This is a genomic window from Chromobacterium sp. Beijing (assembly GCF_021496765.1).
GTDB lineage: Bacteria > Pseudomonadota > Gammaproteobacteria > Burkholderiales > Chromobacteriaceae > Chromobacterium.
In genome coordinates, this window is the sequence record NZ_CP053750.1 from 5,381,589 (window position 1) to 5,396,718 (window position 15,130).

The following is a 15,130-nucleotide window of genomic DNA, read 5'->3' on the forward strand; positions in this document are numbered from 1 at the left end:
AGAGGGAGGCTGTTGCTGGATGCCGCGCTGCCTTATAGTGCTTTCATCCATCCGCATTCAGGAGCCGCAGCATGCGCATTGCCGTTTTCGACGCCAAGAATTACGACCGCCACGCGCTGGAGGCCGCCAATCAAAGCCACCATCATCAATTGCAGTTTTTCGAACCGCGTCTGAATCTGGACACCGTGGGCCTGGTTCAGGACGTGGACGCGGTCTGCCCCTTCGTCAACGACAGGCTGGACGCGGCGGTGGTGGCCAAACTGGCGGCGGCGGGGGTGAAGCTGGTGACTTTGCGCTGCGCCGGCTACAACGGCGTGGATCTGGTGGCCTGCCGCCGGCACGGCATCGCGGTGACCCGGGTGCCGGCCTATTCGCCGCACGCGGTGGCCGAGCACGCCTTCGCCTTGCTGCTGGCAGTGGTGCGCCGCATCCACAAATCCTATACCCGGGTGCGGGAGATGGATTTTTCCTTGGACGGACTGGTGGGTTTCGATTTGCACGGCAAGACCATGGGCGTGTTGGGCGCCGGCCGTATCGGCCAGGCCACGATGTCCATCGCACGCGGCTTTGGCATGCGGGTGCTGGCTTACGATCTGTATCCCAACGCCGAGCTGGCGGCGAGCCTGGGCTGCGAGTTCGTGTCCTTGGAGGAGGTCTGGCGGCAGGCGGACGTGATCAGCCTGCATCTGCCGCTGACGGCGGAGAGCCGGCATGTGGTCAATCGCGAGACGCTGGCGCGGATGAAGCCGGGCGCGGTCTTGATCAATACCAGCCGCGGCGGACTGATCGATACCGCCGCCTTGCTGGAGGCCTTGAAGGCCGGGCGCTTGTCCGGTGTGGGCCTGGACGTGTACGAGATGGAAGAGGGCGTGTTTTTCGAGAACCTGTCGGAAAGCGGGCTGCAGGACGATCAGCTGGCGCGGCTGCTGACTTTCCCCAATGTGCTGGTGACTTCGCACCAAGGCTTTCTGACGCGCGAGGCGCTGATGAATATCGCCGACACCACCTTGGGCAATGCCGGCGCTTTCGAGCGCGGAGAGGCGCTGGTCAACGCCGTATCCGCCTAGTTGGGGCTGCTAAGAAAACTGCGCAGAGAAGCTGAGCCAAGGCGTGCCGACGCAGGCAGTACAAGTCCTACGACAAGAAGGCGCAACGCAGGATCAGCGATGCTGTTAGCGGGTCTTAGCGTCTGTTTACGATTTCGCGAGCCAGAGCGAGACAAGGCGTTGAGGCTGAGAAAGCGGAATGTACGGGGGTACATGAGCATTTCGAAGTGGTTTTCAACGCCGTATCGCTGAAGCGCAGCAGACTTTAGAGGTTCTTAGGGCAGGTCGCGGCGGAACACCCAGTTGAGTTCGCTGGAGGCCGCCGCATCGAAGGCGTAGCCGGCGCTGTCGAAGTGCTTGAGCTGCTCCGGCTGGCTGACCTGATGCAGCGCGGCCCAGCGCGCCATCATGCCGCGCGCGCGCTTGGCGTAGAAGCTGATGATTTTGTACTGGCCGTTCTTGCGGTCCTGGAACACCGGGGTGATCAGGCTGCCGTTGAGCTTGGCCGGCTTCACCGCCTTGAAGTATTCCTCCGAGGCCAAGTTCACCAGCACCGGGTCTTTTCTTTGCTCCAGCACCGCGTTCAGCGCGTGGGTGACGGTGTCGCCCCAGAACTCGTACAGGTTTTTGCCGCGCGGGTTGCTCAGGCGGGTGCCCATCTCCAGCCGGTAGGGCTGCATCAGGTCCAGCGGCCGCAGCGCGCCGTAGAGGCCGGACAGGATGCGCAAATGGTTTTGCAGATAGCTCATCTGCCCCGGCTCCAGGCTGGCGGCGTTCAGGCCTTCGTAGACGTCGCCCTTGAAGGCCAGCACCGCCTGTTTGGCGTTGGCCGGGCTGAACGGCGCTTGCCAGTCGTGGTAGCGGCCCACGTTCAATTGGGCCAGCGCGTCGCTGATGCTCATCAGCTTGCCGATTTCCAGCGGGCTCTTGGCGCGCAGCACCTGAATCAGTTCGGCGCTGTGATGTAGAAAGTCCGGCTGGGTGTAGTGATCGGTGGCGGCGGGGGTGTCGAAGTCCAGCGTCTTGGCTGGGGAGATGACCATCAGCATGAGGCGAATCCTTATTGAGCAACCGTCATTGTACTGGACTGCGCCGGGCTTGGCCCGTCGTCGTGACCGGCGGCGCGCTTGGCTCTAGAATGCAGGCCGGGATTTGAATCTATGATGGTCTGGCAAGGAGAGGACATGCGGGTATTGGTGCAAAGGGCGAGGCAGGCGTCGGTGACGGTGGAAGGGCGCGTGACCGGGGAGATCGGTCCCGGCCTGCTGTTGCTGGTGGGCATTGAGGAGGAAGACGGGGCGGAGGATATCGCCTGGCTGACGCGCAAGCTCAGCCAACTGCGGATCTTCAACGACGAGGCCGGCGTGATGAACCGCTCGGTGCTGGATTGCGGCGGCGAGGTGTTGGCGGTCAGCCAGTTCACCTTGTTCGCCAGCACCAAGAAGGGCAATCGGCCGTCGTATTCGCGCGCGGCGCGGCCGGAGCGCTCCAGCCCCCTGTTCGATCAATTTGTCGCCTCGATGGCGCAGACCTTGGGCAAGCCGGTGCCCACCGGGGTGTTTGGCGCGGACATGCAGGTGGCGCTGGTCAACGATGGTCCGGTGACGATCTGGCTGGACAGCAAGACGATGGAGTGAGAGATGGAAGGCAGCCGCTGGCGCTCCTGGCGCATTCTGCTGACGCCGTATTATCTGAACCTGTACGCCCGGCAGGCGCATGTACTGCGGGTGGCCGCGGCGTTTTTGGTGGGTTTGGCCTTGAACCTGTTGTTCGAGATACCGCATGGCAGCTGGATGCTGGTGACCATTCTGATCGTGCTGGGCAGCGTGCCGCACTGGGGCGGGGTAAGGCGCAAGGCCTTGCAGCGCATGGGCGGCTCTTTGCTGGGGCGGCGGCCGGCCTGGTGGCCATGGCCTTGTACCGCCATTCGCCGCTGTCCTGCTATCTGTGGATGACGGCGCTGGTGATGCTCAGCGCCTGGTTCGCGCTGGGCAAGGGCGAGTATCTGGCGCTGCTGGTGGGGCTGACCATGGTGATTGTCGCCGGCCTGGGCAACGAGCCGGTGGAGGCCGCGCTGTGGCGCGGCTTCAATGTGCTGGCCGGTTCCCTACTGGGCTTGGTGGCCGCGGGCCTGTTTCCTTTGCGGGCGATAGACAGCTGGCGTTTTTTGCTGGCGGATAATTTGCGCGAAGCGGCCACCCTGTACAGCAAGATCGCGCGGCGGCGCGAGGTGGACGCTGGCCTGGCGCTGGAGCGTTTCAACAGCCGCTTGATCCGCATGCGTGCCTTGGTGGCGGCGGCGGTGCAGGAGTCCGGCCTGCCCGCGGCGGGTTTCGACGCCATCCAGCGGCGTCAGCGCGCGCTGTGCAGCTTGCTGGACCGGATGGGCGAGGTGGCCCAGAACACGCCGGCCCTGAGCGACGGCGCCGAGCAGCGCCGCGCCATCGTGCGTACGCTGATGCGCGCCGCTCACGGCATGCGCTTCAATCAGCCGGCGATGTTGGCGGAGGTGCTGAGCGAGGCGGTCAGTCCGCTGGCGCTGGACAAGCCCTCGTATTGCCACTGGCTGACCGCGGAGTTCAATCTGGTCGCCGAGCATTTGCGCGAGGATTTGGCGCTGCTGCTGCCCAGCCTGATGCAGGTGCCGCCGCCCAGCCGCGGGGTGCTGCTGATGGTGTGGCACTGGCTGAGCAGCGCCAGCCAGGGGCGCAGCCGCTAGCGGCGGACATGAAAAAAAGCCAGGGCGAGCCCTGGCTTTTTTTTGCGGCCCAAGTCCTTACAGGCCCTGGATGCGCACTTTCTGGCCCGGCTGCAGCCGGGTCAACTGGCGGGAATCGTTCCAGCGCTGGATGTCGTTGTGATTGACGCCGAAGCGGCGGGCGATGCTGAACAGGGTGTCGCCGCGCTGCACCACGTATTCCGCCGGCACGCTGCCGGTGGCGCGCTGGTTGATCTGCAGGCCGCTGACTTTCAGCAAGGCGTCTTGCTGAGCCTGGCTGGCGCGGCTGTCCGCCAGCAGGGTCACGCTCTTGTCCAGGGTTTTGTTGACGTTGAGCACCTGGCCGACCAGAACGGTGTTGGAGTCCAACTGATTGGCCGTTTTCAAATCGTCCAGACTAAGGTTGAAGCGACGGGCGACGCTGTACAGGGTGTCTCCCGCGGCCACGGTGTAATTGCCGTCGGCGTCGGCCGTGGCCGTTGTCGCGGGTGCGGCCGCCACGAGGACGGTTTTGGCCGGGGCCGGCGGGGCTTCCGGCGCTGCCGCCAGGGCGGGAGCGGGCTGGACGGCGACCGGCGGCGTCTGAACCTGAGCGACGGGGATGGCTTGCGGGACGGCTTGGGCCGAGGCGACCATCACCGCCGGCGCGGCGCGCGGCGTTTCCGCCTGCGCCAACAGGGTGGCGCTGTCGCCGCTTTCCGGCAAGGCGGTGTCGGTGGCGTCCAGCGGACGGATATCGCGCTGATCCTTGCTTATCGCCACCAGCACCGGCTGGCCGGCCTTGAGCGAGCTGCTGCTCAGATTGTTGGCGCTCATCAATTGGCCGGCGCTCATGCCGTGCTCGCTGGCGATCAGGCTGACGTTGGCGTCCGCGGGCGGAGTGTAGACTTCCCAAGTGAGCAGCGGCTTGTCCCACTTGGCCAGATTGGCTTGGAACTTATCGGCCTTGGCCGCCGGGATCAGCATCTGGCGGCCGTTTTTGTGCGCGTATACCGGCAGGTTGAAGGCCGGGTTCAGTTCTTTGAATTCACCGATGGACACGCCGGCCAGCTTGGCGGCGATGTCGATATTCATGTGCTTGCCGGTGGAAACCGCGACGAAATAAGGCTTGTTGGGAAATTTGTCCAGGCGCACGCCGAACTTGGCCGGATCGTTGAGGATGTTGCGCACCGCCAGCAACTTGGGCGCGTAGTTGCGCGTTTCGTTGGGCATGCGGATGTTTTCGTACGTCACTTCCTGACCGCTGGCCTGCAGCCGGGCGATGGCGCGGGAGACGTTGCCCTCGCCCAGTTATAGGCGGCCAAGGCGATATTCCAGTCGCCAAACTGTCCGTACAGGTTTTCCAGGTAGTCCAGCGCGGCGCGGGTGGCTTCCATCACGTCGCGGCGGCCGTCGTACCACCAAGTCTGTTCCAGACCGTAGTGGCGGCCGGTGGCCGGCATGAATTGCCACAGGCCGGAGGCGCCGACATGGGATTTCGCGGTGGGAACGAAGGCGCTTTCCACCAGCGGCAGCAGCGCCAGTTCGGTGGGCATGCCGCGGCGCTCCACCTCGTTCATGATGTGAAACAGATATTTTCTACTGCGGTCCAGCGTGCGGCGGAAGTATTCCGGCTTGCTGGCATAAAAGCGTTCCTGGCGGCGCACGATGTCGGCGTTCACTTCCGGCAGTTGGAAGCCTTCGCGCGCGCGCTCCCAGACATTGTCGCCGTTGCGAAGCAGGCTGGAGTTCAGCAGCATCATGTCCAGGCCGGAGGCCAGGCCCTCGTCCACGCCGACGGATTGGCGAAACGCCCCGTCCGCGTGCGCGGCGGAGGCAAATAAAAAAGCAAATGACAGCGAAAGTGCCAACGGGGTGAAGCGATTCATTTGGCGGGCCCGGAATTCTGATTTCGGCTGATGCTAAACAGCCAACATAGGGGTGTCAACCAAAAAACCAAATAACTTCATGTGCTTTGCTGACATATAGGCCATGCAGACTGTCCTGCGCCAGTTATTTTTAACAGTGGCGCTCAGGATTCAGTTCCTTGTCATGGTTTGAGGGGCCGTTCGCGGTAGGCCGCGCGTAGGCGATACGGCCTTGAAAACCGTTTTGAAATACGAATGGACCGCGACGCGCTTTCCGTTTTTCCCGTCGTTTTCCCTGCCGTTTTCGCCGTGTTTCGCCTTGGCTTGCAAGATTGTGAACAAATCCCTCAGAAGCGATTTTTCCACTCGCGCAGCGCGGAAAAGACCTCGACAACATCATTAAGCGGCTGGCCGCTCCAGTGCGCGGCGGACTGGCGCACCGCCGGTTCATGCGCGCGCAGAAAGGGATTGCTGGCGCGTTCCAGGCTGATGGTGGAGGGCAGGGTGGGCAGGTTCTGCTCGCGCAGCTTCAGGTCTCGGCTCATGCGGATGGCCAGCACCGGGTTGCCCGGCTCCACCGTCAGCGCGAAGCGCAGATTGGCCAAGGTGTATTCATGGGCCGGATAGACCTTGGTGGCGTCCGGCAGCGCGGCCAGCTTGGCCAGCGAATCGTGCATTTGCCGCGGCGTGCCTTCGAACAGCCGGCCACAGCCGGCGCCGAACAGGGTGTCGCCGCAAAACAGCGCGTCGTCGATTACATAGGCCAGGTGGTTCAGCGTGTGGCCCGGAACTTCCAGCACCGCGGCCGCGCCGAAGGAGAGCTCGACGCGGGCACCGTCCATCACCGGGCGGGAGACCGAGGCGATGTCGGCCGGGCCGTAGACGGCGGCGTCCGGCCAGCGCGCGGACAGCTCGGCCACGCCGCCGATGTGGTCGGCGTGGTGATGGGTGATCAGGATGGCTTCCAGTTGCAGTCCTTCCCGTTCCAGGAAGGCGGCCACCGGCGCGGCTTCGCCCGGGTCGACCACGACAGCGCGGCCGCTGTGATGCAAAACCCAGATATAATTGTCACTGAAGGCCCTACCGGGCTGACGGTGTATTTGGCTGGCATAAGGCTTCTCTCGATGAAGAATTCGTTTAGCGACTGGCTGAGCTCCAGCGAATTGGGCTGTTATCTGCTGGAGCGCGAGCAGGCTTATTTCGACCGCGCCGTCGCCGACGTGTTCGGCTTTCATGCGGTGCAGCTGGGTTTGCCGGAAGTCGATTTCCTGCGCGCCAACCGCATTCCCTGGCAGTGCCGCGTTTCGGATTCCGGACCGGCGCAGATTCTGTGCGCTCCGGAGCAACTGCCGTTCGAAAGCCGCAGCCTGGACCTGCTGGTGATGCCGCATGTGCTGGATTTTACCACCGTGCCGCATCAGGTACTGCGCGAAGCCGAGCGCGTGCTGATGCCGGAGGGCCGCCTGATCCTCACCGGCTTCAATCCGGTGTCGCTGTGGGGCGTGCGCCGACTGGTCCAAGGGCGCGAGAACGCGCCGTGGAGCGGCAACTTCCTGTCGCTGGTGCGCATCAAGGACTGGCTGACCCTGCTGGAGCTGGAGCCCGCGAGCGGAGGCTTCATGGGCTACGCGCCGCCGTTCTCCCGCTGCGACTGGGTGCAGCGTTTCCGCTTCATGGAGCGGGCTGGGGACCGCTGGTGGCCGCTGGCCGCCGGCGTGTACGGCATCGAGGCGATCAAGCGCCAGCGCGGGATGCGCTTGATCCTGCCAATTGGAAGCAGGGCAAGGCCAAGGCCGGCCTGGCGGTGGCCGCCGGCAACGAGCGCCATCACAGCCACCGGGAACCATGAAACAACACAGCAAGCGGGGCGCGAGCCCCGGCAATGACGAGACAGCATGACGACTGAAGACAAGGTAGAGATGTATACCGACGGCGCCTGCAAGGGCAATCCGGGACCGGGCGGCTGGGGCGCTTTGCTGCGCTTCAAGGGCAAGGAAAAGGAAGTGTGCGGCGGCGAGGCCAACACCACAATAACCGCATGGAGTTGCTGGCGGTGATCAAGGGCCTGGCCACCTTGAACCGGCCGTGTCAGGTGGTGGTGTACACCGACTCCCAATACGTGCAAAAGGCATTTCCGAATGGATCCACGGCTGGAAGGCGCGCGGTTGGAAGACCGCGGCCAAGGAGCCGGTGAAGAACGCCGATCTGTGGCAGCAACTGGACGCCGAGCGCAACCGCCATCTGCATGTGGAGTGGCGCTGGGTCAAAGGCCACGCCGGCCATGAGTTCAACGAAAGGGCCGATCAGCTGGCCAACCGCGGCGTAGAGCTGGCCTGAGCCGGCCGCGTCCGCCCTTCTTCTGAAGTCAGAGCGACGCCGCCGCCGGCGGCCGCCGCCAGGATAGCGCATGAGACAAATCATTCTCGATACCGAAACCACCGGTCTCGAACACGCCCAAGGCCATCGCATCATCGAATTCGCCGGCCTGGAAATGATCAACCGCAAGCTGACCGGCAAGCATCTGCATCTTTACATCCACCCGGAGCGAGACATCGATCCGGACGCCCAGCGCGTGCACGGCATCTCGCTGGAGTTCCTGGAAGGCAAGCCCAAGTTCCGCGAGGTGGCCGAGGAAATGGCCGACTTCCTGCGCGACGCGGAACTGATCATCCACAATGCGCCGTTTGACGTCGGCTTCCTCAACGCCGAATTCGAAAGAGTGGGCCTGCCGTCGATCAAGAACCTGTGCGCCAATGTGATTGACACCCTGCGCGAGGCGCGCGACCAGTTCCCCGGCAAGCGCAACAGCCTGGACGCCTTGTGCGACCGCTTCGAGATCGACCGCTCCAACCGCACCTTGCACGGCGCGCTGGTGGACTGCGAGCTGCTGTCCGAAGTCTATCTGTGGATGACCCGCGGCCAGGAAAGCCTGGTGATGGACATCGACGTCGATCTGCCCGGCGGCCAGCACGGCGCGATGGATTTTGAGCGCAAGCCGCTGATCGTCAAGCGCGCCAACGAGCGGGAGCTGGCCGATCATCAAAGTTATTTGAACGATCTGGACAAGTCGGTGAAGGGCAGCTGCCTGTGGCGCAGCCTGGAGACGCCGGCCGGAGAGGGCGCGTGAGCCGCTATCTGGCCTTGGTGCCGGCGGCCGGCCACGGCAGCCGCTTCGGCGCGCCCAGCCCAAGCAATACCTGCAATTGAACGGCAGGCCGCTGATGTGGCACACCCTGCAGGCGCTGGCCGCGGTGCCCGCCGTGGAGACGGTGGCGGTGGTGATCTCTCCTTGCGACGAGTGGTTCGACGATTTCGACTGGGACATCCCAAGCTGCAAGTGCTGCGCGCGGGCGGCGTCAGCCGCGCCGAGAGCGTGCGCAACGGCCTGGAGGCGCTGGACTGCGCCGACGACGACTGGGTGCTGGTGCACGACGCCGCGCGCTGCTGTCTGACCGCGGACGCGGTGGAGCGGCTGCTGGCCGAGGTGGGCGACGATCCGGTGGGCGGCCTGCTGGCCCTGCCGGTGCCGGACACCGTCAAGCGCGCCGACGCCGAACAGCGCGTGGCGGTCACCGTTTCCCGCGCCGGCCTGTGGCTGGCGCAAACTCCGCAGATGTTCCGCCGCGGCAAATTGCGGGAAGCGCTGCAAGGCGGCGATCTGGCGGATGTGACCGATGAAGCCTCCGCCATTGAGCGCTGCGGCGGCAAGCCGCGGCTGGTGGAGGGCGACGCCCAGAATTTCAAAGTGACTTATCCGCGCGATCTGGCCTTGGCGCGCGCGGTGCTGGCGGCAAGAAAGGATTGATATGTTTCGAGTTGGACAGGGCTACGACGTGCATCAGATGGTGGCCGGCCGGCCGTTGATCCTGGGCGGCGTGCGCATTCCGCACGATAAGGGCCTGTTGGGCCACTCCGACGCCGACGCCTTGCTGCACGCGATTACCGACGCCTTGCTGGGCGCGGCGGCGCTGGGCGACATCGGCCGCCATTTTCCGGACACCGATCCGAATTCAAAGGCGCGGACAGCCGCGCGCTGCTGCGCGAAGCGGCCAAGCGCGTGCGCGCCGCGGCTGGCGTCCGGTGAACGTGGACAGCACGCTGATCGCGCAGCAGCCCAAGCTGGCTCCGTACATCGACGCGATGCGCGCGGCCATCGCCGAAGACTGGGCCTGGAGATCGGCGCGGTCAACGTCAAGGGCAAGACCAATGAAAAGCTCGGCTATCTGGGCCGCTGCGAGGCGATAGAGGCGCAAGCCGCCTGCCTGCTGATGCCGTGTAAAACCGCGCCGAGATTCGCCGTTCGAGATTGATGACAGGTGTCCGGCGGCCCGCCCGTGCCATAATCCGCCGGCGCAATACCATCCAACACAGGAGGCATTACCATGTTGACTCAGGACCAACTGAAGCTTGCCGTGGCCAAGAAGGCCATCGAATTCGTGCCGGACGACAGCATCGTCGGCGTCGGCACCGGCAGCACCGTCAATCTGTTCATTGAAGAGCTGGCCGCCATCAAGGGCCGCATCCGCGGCGCGGTGTCCAGCTCGGACGCCTCCACCGCCCGCCTCAAGGCTCACCACATCCGGTGTTCGACCTGAACGAAGTGGACGCGCTGCCGGTGTACATCGACGGCGCCGATGAAATCAACCACCACTGCACATGATCAAGGGCGGCGGCGCCGCGCTGACCCGCGAGAAAATCGTCGCCAGCGTGGCCGATCAATTCATCTGCATCGCCGACGAAAGCAAATACGTCGCCATGCTGGGCGGCTTCCCGCTGCCCATCGAGGTCATTCCGATGGCGCGCAGCTATGTGGCGCGCGAACTGGTCAAGCTGGGCGGCCACCCGGAACTGCGCCAGGGCGTGAGCACCGACAACGGCAACGTGATCCTGGACGTGCACGGCTTGAAGATTCAGAAGCCGGTGGAACTGGAGGAGATCATCAACCATCTGGCCGGCGTGGTCACCTGCGGCCTGTTCGCGCGCCGTCGCGCCGACGTGCTGGTGTTGGGCGGCAGAACGGCGTGGAAGAAATCCGTTAAGGGCCGTCCGCCTTCGAGCAGGCCGCCCGCAGGCGGGCAGATGAATTGTCACATCGGCGTCATCTGCCCGCATTAACATAGCGTTTTTTGACTGGTTTTGGTTTGGGGCAGACATGGCAGAGCATATTTCCAAACAGTTCGATATGGAGCTGGAAACCATCCGCACCCGCGTCCTGCAGATGGGCGGACTGGTGGAGCAGCAGATTTTGTCCGCGGTGGAAGCCCTGCTGGCCGGCGATATTGACAAGCTGGACAAGGTGATCGCGAGGATGCGCTGGTCAATGCGATGGAAGTCACCATCGACGACGACTGCCTGCACATCATCGCCCGCCGCCAGCCGGCGGCCAGCGACTTGCGCATCGTGTTCACCGTGATCAAGGTGATCACCGATCTGGAGCGCATCGGCGACGAAGCCAAGAAGATCGCGCGCATGGGCAAGACCATCTACCAGTCCGAACGCTATCAGGTGCCGCGCTTCCGCGAGATCGAGAAATGGCGGACGCGGCGCTGGGCATGCTGCGCCGCGCGCTGGACGCCTTCGCCCGCCTGGACACCAGCGCCGCGCTGGAACTGGCCGAAGCCGACCAGGAGCTGGACGAAGACTTCGCGCCGAACTGCGTCAGCTGATCACCTTCATGATGGAAGACCCGCGCACCATCAGCATGTCCATCGACACCTTGTTCATCTCCAAGGCGATAGAGCGCATCGGCGATCACGCCACCAATATTTCCGAATACGTGGTCTATCTGGTCAAGGGCAAGGACATCCGCACACTACGCTGGAAACCAAGAGCGCGAAACCCTGGGCTGAGCCGGCCGCGCCGGCCACGGCGACTTGACATGACGGTTTGCCTAAAATGGCGGTAACATTCGGTGTTACCGCCATTGTTGCGTCCGGCGTCCGTGCCAGTCCCCCGGCGATCCAACCTGATGATGAATCCCCCGTTTCCGCCGGGCCGCCGCGCGGGCGCGGGCCTTGATAAAGAGAGAAGGGGTGTCTTTGACACTGACCACGCCCCCAAACAACGTGCTCGCCACCATCGATATGGGCTCCAACAGCTTCCGCCTGCAAGTGTCGCGGGTGGTGGACGACCAGCTGTACGCGCTGGACGTGATGAAGGAGACCGTGCGCCTGGGCGCGGGCCTGACCGCCGACAAACAACTGGACCAGGAAACCCAGGACAAGGCCCTGGCCTGTCTCGCCCGCTTTGGCGAGCGCCTGCGCGGCTTCACCCCGGCGCAAGTGCGCGCGGTGGGCACCAATACCCTGCGCGTGGCCAAGAACGCGGCGGACTTCATCGCCAAGGCCGAGCCCTTGCTGGGCTTTCCCATCGAGGTGATCGCCGGCCGCGAAGAGGCGCGGCTGATCTATCTGGGCGCCGCCCATTCGCTGCCGGACACCAAGGAGCGGCGCATGGTGGTGGACATTGGCGGCGGCTCCACCGAGTTCATCATCGGCAGCCATTACAAAGCCTGGTCACCGAAAGCCTGCCCCTGGCTGCGTCAGCTACACATTGCGTTATTTCGGCGACGGCAAGCTGACCCAGGCCAATTTCCGGGACGCCATCCTGGCCGCGCGCAACGAGATTCAGCGCATCGCCCACCAATACCAGCGCGAAGAATGGCAGCTGGCGGTGGGCACCTCCGGCACCGCGCGTTCCCTGCGCGACGTGCTGGAAATCAACGACTGGAGCACGGCCGACATCACCTTGTCCGGCATGGAAAAGCTCAAGGCGCTGCTGATCCGCCAGGGCGGCATCGCCGCATCGACGTCAACGGCCTCAAGGCGACCGCGCGCCGGTGCTGGCCGGCGGCCTCGCCATCATGATCGCGGTGTTCCAGGAACTGGCCATCGACAGATGACGGTGGCCGAAGGCGCTTTGCGCGATGGCGTGCTATACGATCTATTGGGCCGTCAGCGTGAAAAGGACATGCGCGATACCACCGTCACCCAGTTCAAGCGCCGCTACCATGTGGACACCGCCCAGGCCGAGCGCGTCACGCGCTGGCCGAGCGCCTGTACCGGATGGTGGCCGGCGAGGACGTGGACCAGGCCATGCTCAAGCGCCTGCTGTGGGCGGCCAAGCTGCACGAGATCGGGCTGACCATCTCGCACACCGCCTATCACAAGCACTCTTCCTACATCCTGCAGCACGCCGACATGCCCGGCTTCTCCAAGCGCGAACAGGCCACGCTGGCCGCCATCGTGCTGGGCCACGCGGCGACATGGCAAATGCGCAATACATGGAAGACTCCAGCTGTGGCAGGCGGTGGTGTCGCTGCGGCTGGCGGTCTTGTTCCACCGCAGCCGCAACAGCATCGCGCTGCCGGAAATGCTGGACCTGCGCCAGCACGCCACCGGCTTCGCGCTGACGCTGACAAGGTCTGGCTGAAGGGCAGCCGCTGACGGCGAGCGCTTCAAGCAGGAGATCGGCCAGTGGAAGAACGTCGGCTTCGTGTCGACATCGTGCAAGTGTGATCTGCCCATGCGCCACGCCACGCTGAAAAAACGCATTCCCACGCTGGCGAGGCGCCCGGCACCCTGCTGTCGGTGGGCGAGGCGAAATTGCCGGAAGCCTCGATCTCGCTATTCGAATACGGCCCGGAGCAATTGCAGGAAACCGTGTTCCAGACCGTGGCCGAGGGCCTGGCCCACCAGCCCGGCGGCGGCGTCTTGTGGCTCAACGTCTACGGCCTGCACCAGCCCGAGTGATGCGCGCCATCGGCCAGCGCTTCGGCCTGCATTCCCTGGTGCTGGAAACATCATGAACGCGCGCCAGCGGCCCAAGGTGGAGGACTACGGCGATTATTTGTTCGTCGCCAGCCGGGTGTTCGACTACCACCAGCACAGTGAAAACGGCGCCGGGCGCTTGTTGTCCGATCAGATCTATCTGGTCATCGGCCGCCGTTTCGTGCTGAGCTTTCAGGAGGGCCCACCGGCGTGTTCGAGGAGGTGCGGGAACGGCTGCGCCGCGGACGCGGCCTGCTGCGCCACAAGGACGCCGACTACCTGGGCTATTCCTTGCTGGACGCGATGATAGACGACTACTTCGGCGTGCTCACCGAGTTCAACGAAAAAGTGGAGCGCATGGACACCATGCTGCTGCGCGGACGCGATCAGGGCGTTTTGCTGCAGATCCAGCGGCTGAAGCGGGATTGCCTGAAGCTGCGCCGCCGCTGATGCCGATGCGGGAAATGCTGATTTCGCTGAACGCGGCGAGCATGGCTTTTTCAAGCCGGAGACCTTGGTCTATCTGCGCGACGCTTACGATCACACCATGCATGTGATCGAATCGCTGGAGATGTCGCGCGAGATGGTGGCGACATGCTGGACCTCTACCTGTCCACCCAGTCCCATCGGCTCAACCTGCAAATGCGGGTGCTCACCGTCTTGACCATGATCTTCATGCCGCTGACGCTGATCGCCGGCATCTACGGCATGAACTTCGAATACATGCCGGAGCTGAAATGGCATTACGGCTATCACTGGTTGTGGCGATGCTGGCATCGCCGGCGGGCTGGGGTGGTTGTTCTGGAAGCGGCGCTGGCTCTGAGGTGCGGTCCCGCCTAGGCCGGACCAGCCCAGCGTGTTCCCTGAGAAACGGCAGACGCCTGTACGGCGCTGCCGTTTTTTTTTCCGCCCGCGCGTTGCGCGCTTGAAAAGCGCGGCGAGTCCTCTTTCGGCCAGCTTGCCTTGGGCTTTTCTCCTTCCCCTGAGGGGATTTATTTTTGTATGGAGTTTCCCAATAAAAATCCATTAATTTCGCATATTAATATTATGCCGATTTTAAGATGATTACCTATGGTTTCGTTTCATATAACCATATGACAATAAAATAGGATAAATCCTATATTTCATAAGTATTTGAAAACCTAAAATCCTCTTCAGATGTTTGACAATCTTGGCATTGGCGTGTTTTCGCCATTCGAATGTCGCAGGCTTTGGTCTGCCGGCTTTTCAATCTGAGGGAGGTTTTGCATGAAATGTTAAACAGCAACAAGGGAAATTCGTTGTGGCGCGCTGGCCGCCTTTGCCGTCAGTCCGGTCTTTGCCGATACCCTTTCTGGCCAGATCGACTTTACCGGCCGAGTGATTCCGATTCTTGCCGGCTCAGCTCGCCCAATGGCGACGCCAACAGCATCAAGGTGGACATGGGCACGGTGTCGGTGGAGGACATCGGCACGCTGGCCAATCCCAAGTTCACCGGCGCCGGCAGCCGGCAGGTGAACTTCAACATCATTTGCAAAACCGCCAGCAAAGTGACGATGAAGCTGGCCGGCGTCGCCGGAAGTGATGAGCGGCAACAACATCCTGCGCGTCAACAACGGCACCTCGTCTCCGGGCTTTGCCCGGGGCGTCGGCATCGCGGTGTTCGACAGCGCCGCGTGGCCAACCCTCCGCTTACAACCTGACCAGCGGCGTTCTCTTGCAGGAGGACCAGCCGGGTCAGCCCGATGATATCCGTCGCGTCAGCTTCGC

Annotated in this window: 17 protein-coding genes and 5 pseudogenes; 18 read left to right on the forward strand and 4 right to left on the reverse strand. The window is 63.6% G+C overall.

All coding sequences use genetic code 11. From position 1 onward, the window contains the following. Positions 1-71: 71 nt before the first annotated feature. Complete coding sequence (locus HQN78_RS25270; protein ID WP_235087149.1) at positions 72-1,067, forward strand: 2-hydroxyacid dehydrogenase; 996 nt, start codon at positions 72-74, stop codon at positions 1,065-1,067. 254 nt (positions 1,068-1,321) lie between these two features. Here HQN78_RS25270 and yaaA read toward each other — a convergent pair whose 3' ends face one another. Continuing rightward, on the reverse strand, positions 1,322-2,095 hold the full coding sequence (gene yaaA, locus HQN78_RS25275; protein ID WP_107798427.1) for a peroxide stress protein YaaA: 774 nt from the start codon (positions 2,093-2,095) through the stop codon (positions 1,322-1,324). A 135-nt stretch (positions 2,096-2,230) separates the two neighbouring features. On the opposite strand from yaaA, the gene dtd reads away from it, so the two are divergent. Genes dtd through HQN78_RS25290 form a run of 3 tightly spaced genes read left to right on the forward strand, consistent with a single transcriptional unit; the run spans position 2,231 to position 3,765 of the window. Then, positions 2,231-2,683 carry a D-aminoacyl-tRNA deacylase gene (gene dtd / locus HQN78_RS25280; protein WP_107798428.1) on the forward strand — a complete coding sequence of 151 codons (453 nt, stop codon included), beginning with the start codon at positions 2,231-2,233 and terminating at the stop codon, positions 2,681-2,683. A gap of 3 nt (positions 2,684-2,686) precedes the next feature. Beyond that, positions 2,687-3,001: an FUSC family protein gene (locus HQN78_RS25285; protein ID WP_235087152.1), complete on the forward strand. Its 315-nt coding sequence runs from the start codon at positions 2,687-2,689 to the stop codon at positions 2,999-3,001. Next, on the forward strand, positions 2,956-3,765 hold the full coding sequence (locus tag HQN78_RS25290) for a hypothetical protein (protein ID WP_235087154.1): 810 nt from the start codon (positions 2,956-2,958) through the stop codon (positions 3,763-3,765). Before HQN78_RS25285 ends, HQN78_RS25290 begins: the two co-directional genes overlap by 46 nt. Positions 3,766-3,822: 57 nt before the next feature. On the opposite strand, the gene HQN78_RS25295 is transcribed toward HQN78_RS25290, so the two are convergent. The 3 genes from HQN78_RS25295 to gloB form a co-directional block, all read right to left on the reverse strand. After that, a complete protein-coding gene (locus HQN78_RS25295) occupies positions 3,823-4,977 on the reverse strand; it encodes a LysM peptidoglycan-binding domain-containing protein (RefSeq protein ID WP_235087157.1) in 1,155 nt (384 codons plus the stop codon). A gap of 17 nt (positions 4,978-4,994) precedes the next feature. After that, positions 4,995-5,633, reverse strand: a complete 639-nt coding sequence (locus tag HQN78_RS25300; RefSeq protein WP_235087159.1) for a lytic transglycosylase domain-containing protein — start codon at positions 5,631-5,633, stop codon at positions 4,995-4,997. Between the two features lie 326 nt (positions 5,634-5,959). Continuing rightward, positions 5,960-6,640, reverse strand: a complete 681-nt coding sequence (gene gloB, locus HQN78_RS25305; protein ID WP_235087162.1) for a hydroxyacylglutathione hydrolase — start codon at positions 6,638-6,640, stop codon at positions 5,960-5,962. Positions 6,641-6,736: 96 nt separating this feature from the next. On the opposite strand from gloB, the gene HQN78_RS25310 reads away from it, so the two are divergent. From HQN78_RS25310 to HQN78_RS25370, 14 genes and pseudogenes are all read left to right on the forward strand, one after another. Next, the gene (locus tag HQN78_RS25310) at positions 6,737-7,498 is read left to right on the forward strand and encodes a methyltransferase domain-containing protein (protein ID WP_235087163.1); all 762 of its coding nucleotides are present in this window, start codon (positions 6,737-6,739) and stop codon (positions 7,496-7,498) included. Between the two features lie 77 nt (positions 7,499-7,575). Beyond that, positions 7,576-7,949, forward strand: a pseudogene (gene rnhA / locus HQN78_RS25315) (ribonuclease HI). A gap of 70 nt (positions 7,950-8,019) precedes the next feature. Then, entirely contained in the window at positions 8,020-8,739 is a 720-nt protein-coding gene (gene dnaQ / locus HQN78_RS25320) for a DNA polymerase III subunit epsilon (RefSeq protein WP_227104610.1), read from the forward strand. After that, positions 8,736-9,417 (forward strand): annotated as a pseudogene (ispD, locus tag HQN78_RS25325) (2-C-methyl-D-erythritol 4-phosphate cytidylyltransferase). Before dnaQ ends, ispD begins: the two are co-directional and overlap by 4 nt. A 1-nt stretch (position 9,418) precedes the next feature. After that, positions 9,419-9,922 (forward strand): 2-C-methyl-D-erythritol 2,4-cyclodiphosphate synthase, encoded by a 504-nt coding sequence (gene ispF, locus HQN78_RS25330; RefSeq protein WP_235087166.1) that lies wholly within the window; start codon positions 9,419-9,421, stop codon positions 9,920-9,922. 72 nt (positions 9,923-9,994) lie between these two features. Next, positions 9,995-10,651, forward strand: a pseudogene (gene rpiA / locus HQN78_RS25335) (ribose-5-phosphate isomerase RpiA). Between the two features lie 113 nt (positions 10,652-10,764). Further along, positions 10,765-11,517 (forward strand): annotated as a pseudogene (phoU, locus tag HQN78_RS25340) (phosphate signaling complex protein PhoU). Between the two features lie 247 nt (positions 11,518-11,764). Beyond that, a pseudogene (locus tag HQN78_RS25630) lies at positions 11,765-12,064 on the forward strand (exopolyphosphatase); the annotation flags it as partial. Positions 12,065-12,164: 100 nt separating this feature from the next. Further along, positions 12,165-12,755, forward strand: coding sequence for a hypothetical protein (locus tag HQN78_RS25635; protein ID WP_255701201.1), 591 nt, complete (start codon positions 12,165-12,167; stop codon positions 12,753-12,755). Next, positions 12,707-13,057 carry a hypothetical protein gene (locus HQN78_RS25350; RefSeq protein WP_235087169.1) on the forward strand — a complete coding sequence of 117 codons (351 nt, stop codon included), beginning with the start codon at positions 12,707-12,709 and terminating at the stop codon, positions 13,055-13,057. Before HQN78_RS25635 ends, HQN78_RS25350 begins: the two co-directional genes overlap by 49 nt. A 159-nt stretch (positions 13,058-13,216) precedes the next feature. After that, positions 13,217-13,363 (forward strand): hypothetical protein, encoded by a 147-nt coding sequence (locus HQN78_RS25355; RefSeq protein WP_235087171.1) that lies wholly within the window; start codon positions 13,217-13,219, stop codon positions 13,361-13,363. Positions 13,364-13,591: 228 nt separating this feature from the next. Next, positions 13,592-13,831 carry a CorA family divalent cation transporter gene (locus tag HQN78_RS25360; protein WP_235087175.1) on the forward strand — a complete coding sequence of 80 codons (240 nt, stop codon included), beginning with the start codon at positions 13,592-13,594 and terminating at the stop codon, positions 13,829-13,831. A 144-nt stretch (positions 13,832-13,975) separates the two neighbouring features. Further along, positions 13,976-14,221 (forward strand): CorA family divalent cation transporter, encoded by a 246-nt coding sequence (locus tag HQN78_RS25365; protein WP_235087178.1) that lies wholly within the window; start codon positions 13,976-13,978, stop codon positions 14,219-14,221. Positions 14,222-14,634: 413 nt separating this feature from the next. Further along, positions 14,635-15,063, forward strand: coding sequence for a hypothetical protein (locus HQN78_RS25370; protein ID WP_235087180.1), 429 nt, complete (start codon positions 14,635-14,637; stop codon positions 15,061-15,063). Positions 15,064-15,130: the final 67 nt, after the last annotated feature.